Origin of the sequence: Sulfitobacter sp. AS59 (assembly GCF_038899995.1) — a bacterium.
Taxonomy (GTDB): domain Bacteria; phylum Pseudomonadota; class Alphaproteobacteria; order Rhodobacterales; family Rhodobacteraceae; genus Sulfitobacter.
Window position 1 is genome coordinate 621,543 of the sequence record NZ_JBBMQK010000002.1, and the last position, 12,998, is coordinate 634,540.

The 12,998-nt window shown below is 54.9% G+C and carries 21 protein-coding genes; 1 reads left to right on the plus strand and 20 read right to left on the minus strand.

Annotated features, from left to right (window positions below):
* Positions 1 to 2: 2 nt before the first annotated feature.
* From WNY39_RS07370 to rpmC, 19 genes are all read right to left on the minus strand, one after another.
* Positions 3 to 1,373, minus strand: a complete 1,371-nt coding sequence (locus WNY39_RS07370; RefSeq protein WP_342844962.1) for a trypsin-like peptidase domain-containing protein — start codon at positions 1,371 to 1,373, stop codon at positions 3 to 5.
* Positions 1,374 to 1,504: 131 nt separating this feature from the next.
* Positions 1,505 to 1,924: a 50S ribosomal protein L17 gene (gene rplQ, locus WNY39_RS07375; RefSeq protein WP_176250635.1), complete on the minus strand. Its 420-nt coding sequence runs from the start codon at positions 1,922 to 1,924 to the stop codon at positions 1,505 to 1,507.
* Positions 1,925 to 2,059: 135 nt separating this feature from the next.
* Positions 2,060 to 3,076, minus strand: a complete 1,017-nt coding sequence (locus WNY39_RS07380; protein ID WP_093917656.1) for a DNA-directed RNA polymerase subunit alpha — start codon at positions 3,074 to 3,076, stop codon at positions 2,060 to 2,062.
* A gap of 117 nt (positions 3,077 to 3,193) precedes the next feature.
* A complete protein-coding gene (gene rpsK, locus WNY39_RS07385; protein WP_008226467.1) occupies positions 3,194 to 3,583 on the minus strand; it encodes a 30S ribosomal protein S11 in 390 nt (129 codons plus the stop codon).
* A 13-nt stretch (positions 3,584 to 3,596) separates the two neighbouring features.
* Positions 3,597 to 3,965 carry a 30S ribosomal protein S13 gene (gene rpsM / locus WNY39_RS07390; protein WP_341233840.1) on the minus strand — a complete coding sequence of 123 codons (369 nt, stop codon included), beginning with the start codon at positions 3,963 to 3,965 and terminating at the stop codon, positions 3,597 to 3,599.
* Between the two features lie 325 nt (positions 3,966 to 4,290).
* Positions 4,291 to 4,938, minus strand: coding sequence for an adenylate kinase (locus WNY39_RS07395; protein ID WP_342844947.1), 648 nt, complete (start codon positions 4,936 to 4,938; stop codon positions 4,291 to 4,293).
* Positions 4,935 to 6,299: a preprotein translocase subunit SecY gene (gene secY, locus WNY39_RS07400; RefSeq protein WP_341233838.1), complete on the minus strand. Its 1,365-nt coding sequence runs from the start codon at positions 6,297 to 6,299 to the stop codon at positions 4,935 to 4,937. Before secY ends, WNY39_RS07395 begins: the two co-directional genes overlap by 4 nt.
* A gap of 119 nt (positions 6,300 to 6,418) precedes the next feature.
* Entirely contained in the window at positions 6,419 to 6,901 is a 483-nt protein-coding gene (gene rplO / locus WNY39_RS07405; protein ID WP_342844948.1) for a 50S ribosomal protein L15, read from the minus strand.
* A gap of 562 nt (positions 6,902 to 7,463) precedes the next feature.
* On the minus strand, positions 7,464 to 7,652 hold the full coding sequence (gene rpmD, locus WNY39_RS07410; RefSeq protein WP_341233836.1) for a 50S ribosomal protein L30: 189 nt from the start codon (positions 7,650 to 7,652) through the stop codon (positions 7,464 to 7,466).
* Positions 7,653 to 7,654: 2 nt separating this feature from the next.
* On the minus strand, positions 7,655 to 8,236 hold the full coding sequence (rpsE, locus tag WNY39_RS07415) for a 30S ribosomal protein S5 (RefSeq protein WP_341233835.1): 582 nt from the start codon (positions 8,234 to 8,236) through the stop codon (positions 7,655 to 7,657).
* Positions 8,237 to 8,345: 109 nt separating this feature from the next.
* Entirely contained in the window at positions 8,346 to 8,705 is a 360-nt protein-coding gene (gene rplR / locus WNY39_RS07420) for a 50S ribosomal protein L18 (protein WP_093917649.1), read from the minus strand.
* Positions 8,706 to 8,716: 11 nt separating this feature from the next.
* Positions 8,717 to 9,250 (minus strand): 50S ribosomal protein L6, encoded by a 534-nt coding sequence (gene rplF / locus WNY39_RS07425; RefSeq protein WP_093917648.1) that lies wholly within the window; start codon positions 9,248 to 9,250, stop codon positions 8,717 to 8,719.
* 10 nt (positions 9,251 to 9,260) lie between these two features.
* Positions 9,261 to 9,653, minus strand: a complete 393-nt coding sequence (rpsH, locus tag WNY39_RS07430) for a 30S ribosomal protein S8 (protein ID WP_093917647.1) — start codon at positions 9,651 to 9,653, stop codon at positions 9,261 to 9,263.
* Positions 9,654 to 9,665: 12 nt separating this feature from the next.
* Positions 9,666 to 9,971, minus strand: a complete 306-nt coding sequence (gene rpsN, locus WNY39_RS07435; RefSeq protein ID WP_219579475.1) for a 30S ribosomal protein S14 — start codon at positions 9,969 to 9,971, stop codon at positions 9,666 to 9,668.
* Positions 9,972 to 9,990: 19 nt separating this feature from the next.
* Complete coding sequence (gene rplE / locus WNY39_RS07440; RefSeq protein ID WP_093917645.1) at positions 9,991 to 10,554, minus strand: 50S ribosomal protein L5; 564 nt, start codon at positions 10,552 to 10,554, stop codon at positions 9,991 to 9,993.
* Positions 10,547 to 10,858: a 50S ribosomal protein L24 gene (gene rplX / locus WNY39_RS07445; RefSeq protein ID WP_093731778.1), complete on the minus strand. Its 312-nt coding sequence runs from the start codon at positions 10,856 to 10,858 to the stop codon at positions 10,547 to 10,549. The genes rplE and rplX overlap by 8 nt, the downstream gene beginning before the upstream one ends.
* Complete coding sequence (gene rplN / locus WNY39_RS07450; RefSeq protein WP_093917644.1) at positions 10,858 to 11,226, minus strand: 50S ribosomal protein L14; 369 nt, start codon at positions 11,224 to 11,226, stop codon at positions 10,858 to 10,860. Before rplN ends, rplX begins: the two co-directional genes overlap by 1 nt.
* A 157-nt stretch (positions 11,227 to 11,383) precedes the next feature.
* Positions 11,384 to 11,623, minus strand: coding sequence for a 30S ribosomal protein S17 (gene rpsQ / locus WNY39_RS07455; protein WP_093917643.1), 240 nt, complete (start codon positions 11,621 to 11,623; stop codon positions 11,384 to 11,386).
* A gap of 15 nt (positions 11,624 to 11,638) precedes the next feature.
* Positions 11,639 to 11,845: a 50S ribosomal protein L29 gene (gene rpmC, locus WNY39_RS07460; protein ID WP_093917642.1), complete on the minus strand. Its 207-nt coding sequence runs from the start codon at positions 11,843 to 11,845 to the stop codon at positions 11,639 to 11,641.
* Between the two features lie 162 nt (positions 11,846 to 12,007).
* Here rpmC and WNY39_RS07465 point away from each other — a divergent pair, with 162 nt between their 5' ends.
* A complete protein-coding gene (locus tag WNY39_RS07465) occupies positions 12,008 to 12,628 on the plus strand; it encodes a TIGR02466 family protein (protein WP_219579473.1) in 621 nt (206 codons plus the stop codon).
* Between the two features lie 59 nt (positions 12,629 to 12,687).
* Here WNY39_RS07465 and WNY39_RS07470 read toward each other — a convergent pair whose 3' ends face one another.
* Entirely contained in the window at positions 12,688 to 12,885 is a 198-nt protein-coding gene (locus WNY39_RS07470) for a hypothetical protein (RefSeq protein ID WP_219579472.1), read from the minus strand.
* Between the last annotated feature and the right edge of the window lie 113 nt (positions 12,886 to 12,998).

Sequence of the window (12,998 nt, forward strand, 5' to 3'; positions counted from 1 at the left end):
GGCTAAATCCGAAACCGCAGGGACAGTCGCTGCCCGCCGCGTTGCACAAATAATTCCGCACTGCGTTTGCCTTTAAACGCCGTTCGCACTTGCGCAGGCGTCTGTACATTTTGACCGTTCACAGCCAAGATGACATCGCCGGGGCGTAACCCCACCCGCAGGCCAAAGGCACCGACGTCCATCACGGCAACCCCTTCCACCTCAAGCGACAGGTTCAGTTCGGACAGAACCGCCGGATTGATCCGCGCCAGTTTCAGACCGGGCAACAGCTCGCGATCACCCAAAACAACCGCATCACGCGGCGGCTCTTCCGGTGCTTGGATCAATGACACCACGACGTCGCTCTGCACACCTTCACGCAGGCGCGTAATAACGGCTTGCTTGCCCAAACCGGCCACGCTCATCCGATAAATCATTTCGGCTGGCGAATGCACATCCTGGCCATCAACGGCAATGATCACATCGCCCACACGAAACCCTGCTTCCAGAAACGGGCTGACCGGATGCAATCCCGATAGAATAATACCGCCGGGCCGGTCCAACCCCAATGGCGCTGCCATATCTGCATCAACCGCCTGCCCGCTTAGCCCCGCCCAGGGGCGCGCAAACCGCGTGGCCCCTTTCCGCGCCTGATCCACAAACGCCGCCACCAAATTGGCGGGAATCGCAAAACCGATGCCGTTTGACCCACCCGAACTGGTCAGGATGGATGTGTTGATGCCAATCAGATTGCCCTGCATATCAATCAACGCACCGCCCGAATTGCCCGGATTGATCGGCGCATCGGTCTGGATGAAATATCCCTGCCCGCCGCCATTCATACCACCCGACCGCGCAAGTCCCGAAACAATACCGCTGCTGACCGTCTGCCCGACGCCAAAGGGGTTCCCGATGGCCAGCGCCAGTTCACCGACCTCGACATCATCACTGTTGCGCAAGTTCAAAAACGGCAGGTCAGCCACATCGTCAATCTTGAGAATCGCCAAATCGCTCTCTGCATCGCTCAGCATCACACGGGCCGAAAACTCGCGTCGATCGGCAAGTACAATACGAATGTCCGTCGCCATACTAACGACATGATAATTCGACACAACAATCCCGTCCTCCGACAGGATCACACCTGACCCCAGGGAATTTTGCACCCGCGGACGTCCGGCATCCGGGCTTTGGAAAAACCGCTCAAAAAACGGGTCTGATTGCAACGGCGTGCGGCTGCTTTGCACGATCTTACGCGCATAGATATTCACGACAGCGGGCACCGCCTCTTTCACCAACGGGGCAAAGCTAAGTTGCATTTGCGCTGCCGATGTCGGCACCGTTTGCGCATGAAGGGGCAGTGAAACGAGGGCAAGCAAGATCAGGAAATATTTCATACCCAAGATATGCGCAGCCAAACGGCCTTGCGCAACACCCATATTCCAAATGGTTTAAAATCCTCGCCGAAGGCATAAAAAAAGCCCCTGCATAAGCAGGGGCCTTAAAATCTTCTACAAAGTAGAAGGCTTTAGTCTTCGGCAACTTCGTATGCTGCAACGCGGGCTTTGTCGCCTGCGCCTTTCGCATCGCGGTCGCGATCTACGAATTCGATGATTGCCATCGGTGCCATGTCGCCATAGCGGAAGCCCGCTTTCAACACGCGCACATAGCCGCCCTGACGGTCTTTGTAGCGTGGTCCAAGGATGTCGAACAATTTCGCGACATACTGGTCCTGCTTCAGCTTGCTTGCTGCCTGACGGCGCGCGTGCAGATCGCCGCGCTTGGCAAGCGTGATCATTTTTTCAATAATCGGCTTCAATTCTTTTGCTTTTGGCAAGGTTGTTTTGATTTGCTCATGTTCGATGAGCGAGCCTGCCATGTTCGAGAACAACGCTTTGCGGTGTTCATGAGTACGGTTCAGGCGGCGGTAACCACGTGCGTGACGCATTTTCTAGTCTCCAACGATATGCCCTCTACGGGCGGTTTTACTTTGTCCGGCTGACGTGCGTAGCGCCAACTCTCCTTGGGGCCCTCGTGGCCCAGTCTTGCATGTGGTGGGGATCGCTCCCCACCGCATGAATTCTTAGAACGAATCCTCGAACTTCTTGGCGAGGTCTTCGATGTTGTCCGGTGGCCAGTCCTCGACGTCCATACCAAGGTGCAGACCCATACCCGACAGCACTTCCTTGATCTCGTTCAAGGACTTGCGGCCAAAGTTCGGTGTGCGCAGCATTTCGGCTTCGGTCTTCTGGATCAGATCGCCAATATACACGATATTGTCGTTCTTCAGGCAGTTCGCGGAACGAACAGACAGTTCCAACTCGTCTACTTTCTTCAGCAGCAGCGGGTTGAATTCCAGACCATCGTCATCATCCTGACGCGACGCAGATTCAGGCTCGTCGAAGTTGACGAAGATGCCCAACTGGTCTTGCAGAATGCGCGCAGCAAATGCGACCGCATCGTCTGGCGTGATCGAACCGTCGGTTTCGACCTTCATCGTCAGTTTGTCATAATCCAGCACCTGACCTTCGCGGGTCGGCTGCACGTCATAAGACACTTTTTTCACTGGCGAATAGATCGCATCGATTGGGATCAAACCGATTGGCGCATCTTCCGGCTTGTTCTTATCCGCTGCAACATAGCCCTTGCCCGTGTTAACGGTGAGTTCCATGTATACGTCGGCACCGTCATCCAGGTGGCAGATCACGTGATCGCGGTTCAGGATCTCGATCCCGGCGCTTTCAGAGATGTCACCCGCGGTTACAACACCAGGGCCTTTTGCCGAAATCGACAGGCGCTTTGGCCCTTCGACTTCCATGCGCAAGGAAACACCCTTGAGGTTCAGAACGATGTCGGTAACGTCTTCACGCACACCAGACACGCTGGAAAACTCGTGCAAAACATTGTCGATTTGTACAGATGTGATGGCAGCGCCTTGCAGCGAAGACATCAGAACGCGGCGCAGCGCGTTGCCCATGGTCAAACCAAAACCGCGCTCAAGCGGTTCTGCAATCACAGTGGCCTGACGTGCTGGGTCATTACCCGGCTTTACGTCCAGCTGCTGTGGTTTAATCAATTCAGCCCAATTTTTGTGGATCATACGTCCCTCCATTCTTGTCTCTTGCCCCATGTCCAAACGGCGAAGAAACTCCCGAGGTTTCAGAAAAGCAGAACGGGGCCGCACGCAAAGGCGCGACCCCATAAATAATATATGCCCTTAGACGCGGCGGCGCTTTGGGGGGCGGCAACCGTTGTGCGCCATTGGTGTCACGTCACGGATCGATGTGATGTTGAAACCAGCGGCGGCCAAAGCGCGCAATGCGCTTTCACGGCCCGAACCTGGGCCTTGCACTTCGACTTCCAGCGTTTTCACGCCGTGGTCTTGTGCTTTCTTGCCCACATCTTCAGCGGCCATTTGGGCGGCGTAAGGTGTCGATTTACGCGACCCTTTGAAACCCATGGTGCCGGCCGAAGACCATGCAATTGCATTGCCCTGAACGTCAGAGATCAGAATTTTTGTGTTGTTGAAGGAGCTGTTAACATGCGCCACACCTGCGGCGATGTTCTTGCTGACCTTACGCTTTGTTTTTGTCTTTTCGCGTGCCATTGATCAGACCCCCTTATTTCTTCTTACCAGCAATGGCCTTTGCAGGGCCTTTGCGAGTGCGAGCGTTAGTGTGGGTACGCTGACCACGAACCGGCAGGTTACGACGGTGACGCAGGCCACGGTAGCAACCAAGGTCCATCAGACGCTTGATGTTCATCTGTGTCTCGCGACGCAGGTCGCCTTCAACAGAGAAGTTTTCGTCGATGTATTCGCGAATTTTCAGGATTTCGGCATCCGAAAGTTCGTTGATACGACGGGCGTTATCGATGCCAACCGCTTCGCAGATTTGCGCAGCCGAAGAGTTACCGATACCAGTGATATATGTGAGGGCGATTGGAACCCGCTTTGCAGTCGGGATGTTTACGCCGGCAATACGTGCCACGTGTGCTATTCCTTTTTCGTTGCGGGTCCGTGATACCAGACCCTTTTTTCACAACGTGAAGCCCGAGGCGTTAATTGCCATCGGGCTGCAGCTGATCAGGTGTTCATGTGCAGGGCTTGATCTAGACCCGGCACAATTCGATTCTCTTACGAGATACGGCTGGTTATTGCCATTTACAACAAGCGTCAACCCACGATTGGCCTTACCGCCAGCATTCAGGGGCGGATGGCGTCCGCGCCGTGCCAAAATCGTAATCTTCTATATAAAACGGCACCGCTGCGATACAACGGTGCCGTTTTAGGAATTCGGTGCTCTAGCCGCGCAATCAGGCGTCTAGGATTGCCGCGATGCTCGCTTGAACCACGTTGATGTCGGCTAAGCCGTCGACGCGCTTCAGCAGGTCGTGGGCATAGTAGTAGCCCAACAATGGCGATGTCTTCTTGTAGTATTCCATCAGACGGTTGCGCAGGCTTTCTTCGTTGTCGTCAGCCCGGCGTTTGAAATCAGACGCGCCGCATTTGATGCATTTGCCATCAGCAGGCTGCGGCTTGGTCACGTCGTGGTACACTTCACCGCAGCTTCCGCAGGTGGACCTGCCAGCAATCCGCTTGACCAGCGCATCGTCATTCACCCGCAGTTCAATCACATGGTCAAGCGTTTTGCCTGTCGCTTTCAGCAGCTCATCCAATGCGGTGGCTTGGGCCAGCGTGCGGGGGAAACCGTCGAAAATGAAACCACCATGCTCGGTTGTGTCTTCCAGCTTTTCGCGGATCAGGCCGATTACAATTTCGTCGGTGACCAGATCGCCGCGTGCCATGACATCGGCAACCATATTGCCCATCTCTGTGCCGCTGTCTTTTGCTTCGCGCAGCATGTCGCCCGTCGAAAGCTGAACCATATTGCGTGTCTCAACCAGATGACGCGCCTGTGTTCCTTTGCCCGCTCCGGGCGGTCCAAGCAGAATAATATTCATTTACGTGCTGGGCTCCGTTTTTTGCGGGATTTACCTGTCTTGCCACGCAACTGTGACCGTTCAAGCAAACCCTCGTATTGATGTGCAAGCAGATGGCTTTGCACTTGTTGGATGGTGTCCATCGTTACCGAAACAACAATAAGAACTGAAGTACCACCAAAGTAGAATGGAATGGCGAACTGACCGCGCAGAATCTCGGGCAGGATACATACCGCCGCAAGATATGCGGACCCCAATACCAAGACACGGTTAACAACATATTCCAGATATTCGGCTGTTTTCTTGCCGGGGCGAATGCCGGGCACAAAACCGTTCTGGTTCTTCAGGTTGTCCGCAACCTCGTCAGGTTTAAAGCTGACGTTGAAGGTATAGAAATACGCAAAGAAAACGATCATCGCGACAAAGAACAACAGGTACAACGGTTGGCCGGGGCCAAAGTTCGCCAGCAGAACCGACATAACTGGACCCGTGGAATTACCCGAGAACGTGCTGATCGTCACCGGCAACAGCAAAAGCGAGCTGGCAAAGATCGCAGGGATAACACCGGCTGGGTTAACCTTGACCGGCAGGTGCGAAGACCCGCCATCATACATCTTTTGACCGACCTGACGGCGCGGGTACTGGATATGGATCTTGCGCAGGGCGCGTTCCATAAACACCACGAACATGATCGTCGCGATGACCATCACCAAGACGCCAACAATCACTGCAGGGCTGATCGCACCGGACCGGCCGGAAGAGAAGAACTGCGCAATGGCGGCAGGTACTTCGGCGATGATGCCGACGAAGATGATCAGTGAAATACCGTTACCGATGCCGCGTGCGGTGATTTGCTCACCCAGCCACATCAGGAACATGGTGCCGCCAACCAGCGTGATCATACACGCGATGCGGAAATACATGCCGGGATCGGCCGCAATATCACCCGCCTCAAGCGAGACAGCCAAGCCATAGGCCTGCAACGTCGCCAAAGCGACGGTACCGAACCGTGTATATTGGTTAATCTTCTTGCGGCCCTGTTCGCCCTCTTTCTTGAGCTGCTCAAGCGCGGGCACCATTGAGGTCATCAACTGAACGATGATCGAGGCCGAAATATAGGGCATGATACCCAAGGCAAAGATGCCCATGCGGCCAAGTGCGCCGCCGGTAAACATCGAAACCATGCCGCCGATGCCCTGACCTGCGCTTTCCATGAACTGGCGTAGGGCGGTGCCGTCAATGCCGGGAACCGGGATGAACGTGCCAAGGCGATAAACGATCAGCAAACCCAGTGTGAATAGAATCCGGTTGCGAAGGTCTGTGGCCTTGCCCAACGCGGACCAACTGGTGTTGGCGGCCATGCTTTCGACGGCTGATACCATGATTAGGGCTCTTTCTTTGCAAAAACGCCGCCCGAGCCGTTTTCCGGCGGGCGGCATTTGGGAAAACTCGATTGACTATGTAAGCGGGACGCGGCCCGCTCACAAGGCAAAAGGGTAGGTTACGCGTCTGCGTTCGCCGCGGCAGGTGCTGTGACGGTCAATTTGCCGCCCGCTTTCTCTACGGCTTCGACTGCGGACTTGGACGCACCGGTGACTTGCAGGTCAACCTTGGTGCTGAAATCGCCCTTGGCCAGAACGCGAATACCGTCCAGCTTGCGACGTACCAGACCGGAAGAGATCAGCGCGTCTTCGGTGATTGCGGCACCGGCGTCGATCTTTTTCTCGTCGATGAATTTCTGGATCAGGCCCAGGTTCACAACTGCGTATGCTTTGCGGTTCGGCTTGGTAAAGCCGCGCTTTGGCAGACGTTGGTACAATGGCATTTGACCGCCTTCGTAACCGTTGATTGCTACACCCGAACGGGATTTTTGACCTTTGATACCACGGCCACCCATTTTACCGGTGCCGGAACCAGGACCACGGCCAACGCGCTTGCGTTTCTTGGTGGCGCCTTCGTTATCAGACAGTTCATGCAGTTTCATGTCGCTTCTCCTTTTGCCGGATGTGACCCCCAGCGACGGGAGCGGCCAAACGCGGCGTTTCATGATTCTTGTGGCGGATTGGTGGCCACTGGGGGCGTATAGCCACCCCCAGCAGAGTTATCAAGTCGCGAGTGCCGTGTTTCGATTACTTAGCATGGCTGATCAGCCAGCCCGACCGAACCACGGCTGGCGATGCCCTAGTGGCAATGCAGTGGCTTGGAACCCGCATGACAACACTGCCCCGCCGGTGACGACTTTCTACATCCGCCTCCGTGTTCGATCATGGTCTGGCTTACGCCCACCGTCGCAAAAGGCGCGGCGGTGACAGGAAAGCAAAAGATGTTGAGCAAAATAGCGAACGAAAACGATTTGAGAATAAGTTTCATAATATATCCATGGATTGAAAAATGCGTCGAAATAGATCGCACAACCCAAGCGTTAACCCCCTATTAACCATTGTCCACAAAAAAACGCCCCGCAGTTTCCTGCGAGGCGTTCTATTCAAGGTGGGTTTCACCCACCCTACGGCGTGTTGGTAGGGTGGGTGAAACCCACCGCAACCTTAGCCTTTTTCTTCGAGGATCTCTACCATGTGAGAAATCTTGCGGATCATGCCACGGACGGAAGGTGTGTCTTCCAGCTCGCGTACACGGTGCATTTTGTTCAGACCCAGACCGATCAACGTAGCGCGCTGGTCGGCGGGGCGGCGGATTGGCGAACCAATCTGCTTGATTACAATAGTCTTAGCCATGCTTATGCCTCCTCAGCCACTTGTGCGGACGATTCAACATTGTCCTCACGCTTGGGCAGAATGTCCGCAACCTTCTTGCCGCGACGCTGTGCGACCGAACGAGGGGAGGATTCTTTTTTCAGACCGTCCATAGTGGCGCGGATCATGTTGTATGGGTTTTGCGAACCGATGGACTTGGACACAACGTCCTTGATGCCCAGCATTTCGAAAACAGCACGCATTGGACCACCGGCGATGATACCGGTACCTTCTGGTGCTGTACGCATAACCACTTTACCGGCGCCGTGACGGCCTTCCATGTCGTGGTGCAGTGTACGGCCTTCACGCAGCTGAACGCGGATCATTTGGCGCTTCGCTTGCTCTGTGGCTTTGCGAATGGCTTCAGGAACCTCTTTCGCTTTACCTTTACCAAAGCCTACGCGGCCTTTTTGGTCACCAACAACGACAAGTGCGGCGAAGCCAAAACGCTTACCACCCTTAACGGTCTTGGAAACACGGTTGATCGCCACTAGGCGGTCGGCGAATTCTGGGGTCTCGTCGCGTTGGTTGCGGCGATTGCCACCCCGGTTGTCATCTCTTGCCATGCGGCATCATCCTTTTGGTACGGCGCAAGCGCCTTTCTTGGTCAATCCTAGTGGGCCCGACAGGCCCCCGGATCATCGAGGCGGCACATCGCGTGCCGCCTACGCTGTCTTAGATTTTCAGACCGCCTTCGCGGGCTGCATCGGCCAAAGCTTTTACTTTGCCGTGGAACAGGAAACCGCCACGGTCAAAATATGCTTCGGTCACACCGGCCTTTTTAGCACGCTCGGCAATGGCCGAACCCACTTTGGTCGCTGCGTCGATGTTGTTTTTGCCAACAACACCCAAATCTTTTTCGAGCGAGGACGCGGAAGCCAATGTGACCCCTTTGACATCGTCGATAAGCTGGGCGCTGATGTTTTTGTTCGAGCGGTGAACGGAAAGGCGAAGACGCCCTGCGTTGACCCGACGAAGCTTGTTCCGAACGCGCAGGCGGCGTTTCAGAAACAGTTGTCTTTTGCTGTTTGCCATCTGAGCTATCCTTACTTCTTCTTGCCTTCTTTGCGGAAGACGAACTCACCTTTATAGCGGATACCTTTGCCTTTATAAGGCTCTGGTTTGCGCCATTGGCGGATGTTCGCGGCGACTTGACCAACTAGCTGTTCGTCAATGCCTTCTACCACAATCTCGGTCTGTTTCGGTACCGTGACGGTCACACCGGCTGGCGGTGTGTAGTCAACGTCGTGCGACAGGCCCAGGTTCAGTTTCAGCGAGTTGCCAGTCATGGCAGCACGATAACCAACACCTTGGATCTCAAGCTCTTTCTTGAAACCTTCGGTGACACCTGTGACCAAGTTGCCAACCATAGTGCGGCTCATGCCCCACTGCTGGCGTGCACGCTTGGACTTGCCACGTGGTGTAATGGTTACCACGTTGTCTTCGACACTCATTGTAACGTCGTCAGTTGCTTTAAAGGTACGTGTACCTTTTGGGCCTTTGACTTCGATGGTCTGACCGCTGACCGATGCAGAAACACCGCTGGGCAGGTCGACCGGTTTTTTACCAATACGAGACATTTTGTTCTCCTTAGAATACGGTGCAGAGCACTTCGCCGCCAACGTTGGCGTGCCGTGCATTCTGATCCGACATCACACCCTTGGGGGTGGAGACAATCGACACACCGAGGCCCTGACGGACAACGGGAATGTCATTGACGCCCATGTAGACGCGACGACCGGGTTTGGAAACCCGCTTCAATTCGCGAATAACAGGTTCGCCCTCGTAATACTTGAGGCTGATTTCGATGGCGGGGTGGCCGTCGGCGCCCGTCGTCTTTTCATAGCCGCGGATGTAACCTTCGTCTGCCAGTACGTCCAATACCCATGCACGCAGCTTGGAAGCTGGGGTCATGACTGTGGATTTACCGCGCAACGAGGAGTTACGGATGCGTGTCAGCATATCTGCGATAGGATCGTTCATGTGATGCGCTCCTTACCAGCTCGACTTGACCATGCCGGGGATTTGGCCGCTTGAGCCAAGATCCCGCAACGCGATCCGCGAAATTTTCAGTTTACGATAATAAGCGTGCGGACGGCCTGTCAGCTGGCAGCGGTTGTGCAGACGCACAGCGCTGGAGTTGCGAGGCAGTTTCGCCAGCGCCAAGGAAGCGCGAAAACGCTCTTCCATGGGCTTCTCTTGATCGCTTACGATCTCTTTCAAGGCAGCGCGCTTTGCAGCGAACTTCTTGACCAGTGCTTCACGCTTCTTTTCGCGTGCGATCATGGATTTCTTAGCCATATCTAAATCCTCCCCGCGCTTATGAGTTGAAGGGCATGTTGAACGCTTTCAACAGTGCCTTCGCTTCAGCGTCGGTTTTCGCCGTGGTGGCGATCACGATGTCCATTCCCCAAGTCTCATCAACTTTATCAAAGTCGATTTCAGGGAATACGATGTGCTCTTTCAAGCCCATGGCGTAGTTGCCACGGCCGTCAAAGCTTTTGCCGTTGATGCCGCGGAAGTCGCGGATACGTGGCATTGCGATCGTGATCAGACGATCCAGGAATTCATACATCCGCTCGCCGCGCAGGGTAACTTTCGCACCCAAAGGCATGTCTTCACGAACGCGGAAACCAGCGATGGATTTCTTGGCAATGGTTGTCAGCGCTTTTTGGCCGGCAATCGTTGTCAGATCTTCCTGAGCGGATTTTGCTTTCTTGCTGTCACGGACAGCTTCAGCGCCACATCCGATGTTCAGAACGATTTTGTCCAAACGAGGGACCATCATGTCGTTCTTGTAACCGAACTCTTCCTTAAGAGCGGCACGGATTGTGTCGTTGTAAACGCCCTTGAGGCGGGGTGTATATGTTGCAGTATCAAGCATCGATTACGTCCCCCGTGGTTTTTGCAAAGCGCACTTTCTTGTCGCCTTCGATCTTAAAGCCAACGCGGGTTGCCTTGCCGTTGGCATCAACCAGCGACAGGTTGCTCAGATCGATTGGCATCGCTTTGGGAATACGACCACCTTGCGACGTCTGGGACTGACGCGTGGCGCGGATTGCCATGTTGATACCGTCTACGATTGCTTTGTTGGCCTTTGGGTCAACAGACGAGATGGAACCCGTCTTACCCTTGTCTTTGCCAGCAAGCACGATGACCTTGTCACCTTTGCGAAGTTTAGCAGCCATTACAGCACCTCCGGCGCAAGCGAGATAATCTTCATGAAGTTTTTGGCGCGCAATTCGCGAACAACTGGTCCGAAGATACGTGTACCTACGGGCTCGTTCGAGTTGTTCAGGATAACTGCTGCGTTGCGATCGAAACGGATGGCTGTGCCATCGTCACGACGAACTTCTTTGGCAGTGCGAACGACGACGGCTTTACGCACGTCACCCTTTTTCACACGACCGCGAGGGATGGCTTCCTTGACCGACACGACAATGACGTCGCCGACGGATGCGTATTTACGCTTGGAACCACCCAATACCTTGATGCACTGAACACGGCGAGCGCCGCTGTTGTCAGCAACATCCAGGTTGGTCTGCATCTGGATCATTTGGTTTCTCCCGACCTTCTGGGGGGCGATGCGTGCCCGTTCCCCAGGGTTTCGATTAAATTGGTCTGCCCAAAACGGGCATCTCGTCCGTGCGTTTGGCCCCTGCGCCCCTCAGAGTCAAGGGAAACAAGGGTGTCACGCCCGAACGAGCAGTTCTTTAGGCCTCAGCGGCCTCCAGAACTTCCCAACGTTTGGTTTTCGACTTTGGTGCACATTCGATGATGCGAACGCTGTCGCCCACTTTGAATGTGTTGTTCTCATCGTGAGCCCGGTATTTCTTGGACTTACGGATTGTCTTTTTCAGAACCGGGTGGGTAAAGCGACGCTCGACCGATACAGTTACTGTTTGTGCGTTGGCATCGCTTGTCACGGTGCCTGTCAGGATACGTTTGGGCATACTCTCAGGCTCCTATTATTCAGCAGATGCCGCGGTTGCGGCTTTCTGGTTGAGAACGGTTTTAACACGTGCGACGTCACGCTTTACGGTCTTCAAACGTGCGGGGTTTTCCAGCTGGCCAGTGGCTTGCTGAAAACGCAGGTTGAAAGCTTCTTTTTTCAGGTTAACAAGTTCATCCCGAAGCTGGTCGGGTGTCTTGTCGTGCAGTTCCTTGGCGTTCATCGCCTGTTCCTTTCGACATCACCAGTAGGCCCCTTATGGGTGACCATGATTCTGGTGGAGTTCATGTGAAAGGTTCCTCTATAGCCGTTATACGCAGTTGGCAAGCAACCTTTGCGTAAAACCGTATCGCCACCCTGCCCCACCTGCTGTAGAAGGTCCCTCATGTCACAAATAGATTCCCTTTTCGTCACCCGCCTGTACCGCGCCCCCTTGTCCGAGCATGGCAAACCCGTGGACCCGTCCGAGTTGGAGGCCGCGTGCCTGAGCATTGCCGAGGATGACGAGGCCGGTCAGGAATGGTGTGATCAAAACGATTTCCCAGGATATACCAGCTATGCGTCCCTGACCGACCTGCCGTGGCGGTTTCCGATTTTCAAGACCGTGAAAAAGGCGCTGGATAAACACGTCAAAGCATTCGCCAAGGATCTGGCGTTTGATCTGGACGGTCGCAAGTTGAAGCTGGAGGATATCTGGATCAACATCCTGCCCGAGGGCGGCATTCACACCGCGCATATCCACCCGCATTCTGTGATCTCCGGCACCACCTATGTGGCGATGCCCGAAGGCACGAGCGCGCTAAAGCTGGAAGACCCGCGCCTGCCGATGATGATGGCAGCCCCCGGTCGCCTGAAAGACGCCCCGCAGGAATTACGCCAGTTTGTTTATGCCAAGCCTGTGGTCGGTGATGTGCTGCTATGGGAAAGCTGGCTGCGCCACGAAGTGCCGATGAACATGGCCGAAGAGGACCGTATCTCGGTCTCGTTCAACTACGCCTGGGCGTGACGTCGGTATAACAACGCCTTGGTTTCGCTGAAATGACGGAGCGGTGGGTTTCACCCACCCTACCGTTTCTTGCGCGCCTCTTCCTGCTCCTTGACCGCGGCTTTCTCTTCCTTGGTCAGCTTATTGCCCCATTGATTGTTGGACAGACCCAGATCATCCGGCATCGGCTTGGTCTTGCCCTTCTTGATGGTGCCACCTTTGTTGAGGAACTCTTTGATGAGGTCTTCGTCAGTGGTGGGCTTGGGGACTTGTTTCATGGGAGTGACCTTTGTGTGGGTGGTGGTCTTTGCGTCACCTTAGACCCAGAGGGACAGGTTGGCCAGCATGGCATGCGTGGGTTTCACCCACCCTACGTAGGGTGGGTGAAACC

Bases quoted from the DNA above. Each gene is read 5' to 3' on its own strand.
- WNY39_RS07370 (WP_342844962.1), bottom strand. From the start codon at position 1,373: ATGAAATATTTCCTGATCTTGCTTGCCCTCGTTTCACTGCCCCTTCAT.
- rplN (WP_093917644.1), bottom strand. From the start codon at position 11,226: ATGATCCAGATGCAGACCAACCTGGATGTTGCTGACAACAGCGGCGCT.
- secY (WP_341233838.1), bottom strand. From the start codon at position 6,299: ATGGTATCAGCCGTCGAAAGCATGGCCGCCAACACCAGTTGGTCCGCG.
- rpsN (WP_219579475.1), bottom strand. From the start codon at position 9,971: ATGGCTAAGAAATCCATGATCGCACGCGAAAAGAAGCGTGAAGCACTG.
- rpsK (WP_008226467.1), bottom strand. From the start codon at position 3,583: ATGGCACGCGAAAAGACAAAAACAAAGCGTAAGGTCAGCAAGAACATC.
- WNY39_RS07380 (WP_093917656.1), bottom strand. From the start codon at position 3,076: ATGATCCACAAAAATTGGGCTGAATTGATTAAACCACAGCAGCTGGAC.
- rpsH (WP_093917647.1), bottom strand. From the start codon at position 9,653: ATGAACGATCCTATCGCAGATATGCTGACACGCATCCGTAACTCCTCG.
- rplX (WP_093731778.1), bottom strand. From the start codon at position 10,858: ATGGCTGCTAAACTTCGCAAAGGTGACAAGGTCATCGTGCTTGCTGGC.
- rpsE (WP_341233835.1), bottom strand. From the start codon at position 8,236: ATGGCAAGAGATGACAACCGGGGTGGCAATCGCCGCAACCAACGCGAC.
- rplQ (WP_176250635.1), bottom strand. From the start codon at position 1,924: ATGCGTCACGCACGTGGTTACCGCCGCCTGAACCGTACTCATGAACAC.
- WNY39_RS07465 (WP_219579473.1), top strand. From the start codon at position 12,008: ATGTCACAAATAGATTCCCTTTTCGTCACCCGCCTGTACCGCGCCCCC.
- rpmC (WP_093917642.1), bottom strand. From the start codon at position 11,845: ATGAACGCCAAGGAACTGCACGACAAGACACCCGACCAGCTTCGGGAT.
- rplR (WP_093917649.1), bottom strand. From the start codon at position 8,705: ATGGCAAACAGCAAAAGACAACTGTTTCTGAAACGCCGCCTGCGCGTT.
- rplO (WP_342844948.1), bottom strand. From the start codon at position 6,901: ATGAAACTGCATGAACTGTCTGATAACGAAGGCGCCACCAAGAAACGC.
- WNY39_RS07470 (WP_219579472.1), bottom strand. From the start codon at position 12,885: ATGAAACAAGTCCCCAAGCCCACCACTGACGAAGACCTCATCAAAGAG.
- rplF (WP_093917648.1), bottom strand. From the start codon at position 9,250: ATGTCTCGTATTGGTAAAAAACCGGTCGACCTGCCCAGCGGTGTTTCT.
- WNY39_RS07395 (WP_342844947.1), bottom strand. From the start codon at position 4,938: ATGAATATTATTCTGCTTGGACCGCCCGGAGCGGGCAAAGGAACACAG.
- rpmD (WP_341233836.1), bottom strand. From the start codon at position 7,652: ATGGCTAAGACTATTGTAATCAAGCAGATTGGTTCGCCAATCCGCCGC.
- rplE (WP_093917645.1), bottom strand. From the start codon at position 10,554: ATGCTTGATACTGCAACATATACACCCCGCCTCAAGGGCGTTTACAAC.
- rpsQ (WP_093917643.1), bottom strand. From the start codon at position 11,623: ATGCCCAAACGTATCCTGACAGGCACCGTGACAAGCGATGCCAACGCA.